Raw genomic sequence first — 1,984 nt, 5'->3', positions numbered from 1 at the left:
ACTTTAAGTGTATGGAGGTTTCCTTCTTTATCTTATAAGTTGTATTTAACTATAAGTCGGAGGAAAACCATATGGTACAGGCAGTCGATAGTTCAAAGGCGCAACAGAAATTTGCTTTGGGAATGTCAACATTTTCGTTTACGCTTTGCTTTGCCATGTGGACGATATTTTCCATCTTGGGTGTAAAAATAGCGGAAGAGTTTCATCTTTCTAGTACGGAACTGGGGCTGTTAATGGCGACACCGATTCTCACAGGTTCAGTCAGTCGATTGTTTTTGGGAATCGCGTCTGACTTCTTTGGGGGCCGTACTGTTTTTGCGGTTGTCATGCTCCTGTCGTCCGGTTCTGCATGGTTGCTGAGTTTATCTCACAGTTACTACTTACTGTTGCTTTGCGCACTGGGTATTGGATTGGCAGGCGGTAGCTTCGTTGTTGGTGTGGCATACGTATCGGCTTGGTTTAAGAAAAATCAACAAGGCACAGCTCTAGGGATATTTGGCGCGGGAAATGTCGGCTCTTCTGTGACCTCGCTCTGTATGCCAATGCTCTTACTGATCATGGACTGGCGCAGTGCAGTACAAGTTTATGCAATTATTTTGGCTACAGCAGGAGTTGGATTTTTTTTTCTCGCAAAAAACGAACGAAGAGAAACACCGCGAGAGCAAGTATCTATATATAGCCAGCTCCAGCCTTTGAAAGAGGTGAGGGTCTGGCGATTCTCCTTGTACTACTTTTTTGTTTTCGGCGCCTTTGTGGCATTAGCACTATGGTTACCCCAATATACAATCGGTGTATTTGATGTGTCCTTGGCTCAAGCAGGCTTGATAGCAGGGCTTTACACGGTTCCAGGTTCATTGTTTAGAATACTTGGTGGAATATTATCGGACAGGTATGGTGCTCGTAAAGTGATGTACTGGACGTTTATCGCATCAGTAGTCTGCACCTTTATTCTTAGTTATCCCAATACACATTACAGTGTTGAGGGAATACGAGGTGTTATTAATTTCTCATTAGAAACTAACGTCTATCAATTTGCTGTAATCTGTATCGTGCTAGGTTTTTTCATGTCTTTAGGAAAAGCGGCAGTTTTTAAACATATCCCTGTTTATTATCCCAATAATGTGGGTGTTGTAAGTGGTGCTGTTGGTATGGTTGGCGGGCTTGGTGGCTTCTTTCTTCCTCTGACATTTGGCATGTTAAATGATCTAGTTGGAGTCTGGCAAACATGCTTTATGTTGCTCTTTGTATTATGCAGTTTGGCGTTAACCTGGATGCATTTTGCGATTAGAAAATCTGAAAGCAAAGAATGGCGATCAGGAAGAACTGAAAATGACCTTCCAGAACTAACCGAATAAAAAAGGAATGAAAAGGAGATAGAGATGGTAACCATTATGCATTTATTTATCTCCTTCCTTGTATGGGGATCCTGGCCCGTTGTTGTCTTTAATCTTCCAGACTATGGGTATAACCTAACATTCATTTCGAAGCTTATCCTGATCTTGTTTTGTTTTTTGGGAAGTAGTTTGTCTCGAATTCTTTGGGATTTTCTAGCGACAATTTTTGGTGTGATTAATTGGTTGCTAATTTCTACACTTCTCCTCATTTTACCATGTTTATGGATGGCTGCTATTATACTCTTTCCTAGCGAAAATTATATTATGTTGTTGGCAGTTTCTAGCTTGACAGGCTTAGCATCTGGTAGTTCAGTCACAGTAATGCGATTTATGGTGTTGCGATTTAGTCAGCGTGATGCAGTATCTAGAATTACTTACGCTGATAGTATTGGTGGCATTGGTTTTTCATTCTCATTCTTTATAGGGCTTTTGTTTTCTCAAAGTGGTATAAGTCAGGGTTGTTTTTATTTATATCCGCTTTTGTATATACCGCTGGTTTTTGTTTTATTTTTTGTTCTTTGGTTTTCAGTTAAAAGAGATAGAGACTTTCCCAAGATAGATAAAGTATTTACTTGTGATCTAAATAATAA

General features: G+C 40.1%; 2 protein-coding genes. Both read left to right on the top strand.

Annotation, left to right across the window (positions count from 1 at the left end; translation table 11 throughout):
• Nucleotides 1-71 precede the first annotated feature (71 nt).
• On the top strand, nt 72-1,355 hold the full coding sequence (locus tag BZG81_RS15355) for an MFS transporter (protein WP_077677814.1): 1,284 nt from the start codon (nt 72-74) through the stop codon (nt 1,353-1,355).
• Between the two features lie 24 nt (nt 1,356-1,379).
• Nucleotides 1,380-1,984: MFS transporter (locus tag BZG81_RS15350; protein ID WP_131826444.1), on the top strand; the 605-nt coding region annotated here is incomplete at its 3' end.

Source organism: Salinivibrio sp. MA607 (assembly GCF_001996245.1).
Classification (GTDB): Bacteria; Pseudomonadota; Gammaproteobacteria; order Enterobacterales; family Vibrionaceae; genus Salinivibrio; species Salinivibrio costicola.
This window is presented reverse-complemented; position numbering and strand designations above follow the sequence as displayed.

Excerpts from the sequence above, each read along its gene's own strand:
- BZG81_RS15355 (WP_077677814.1), top strand. The coding sequence starts at position 72 with ATGGTACAGGCAGTCGATAGTTCAAAGGCGCAACAGAAATTTGCTTTG.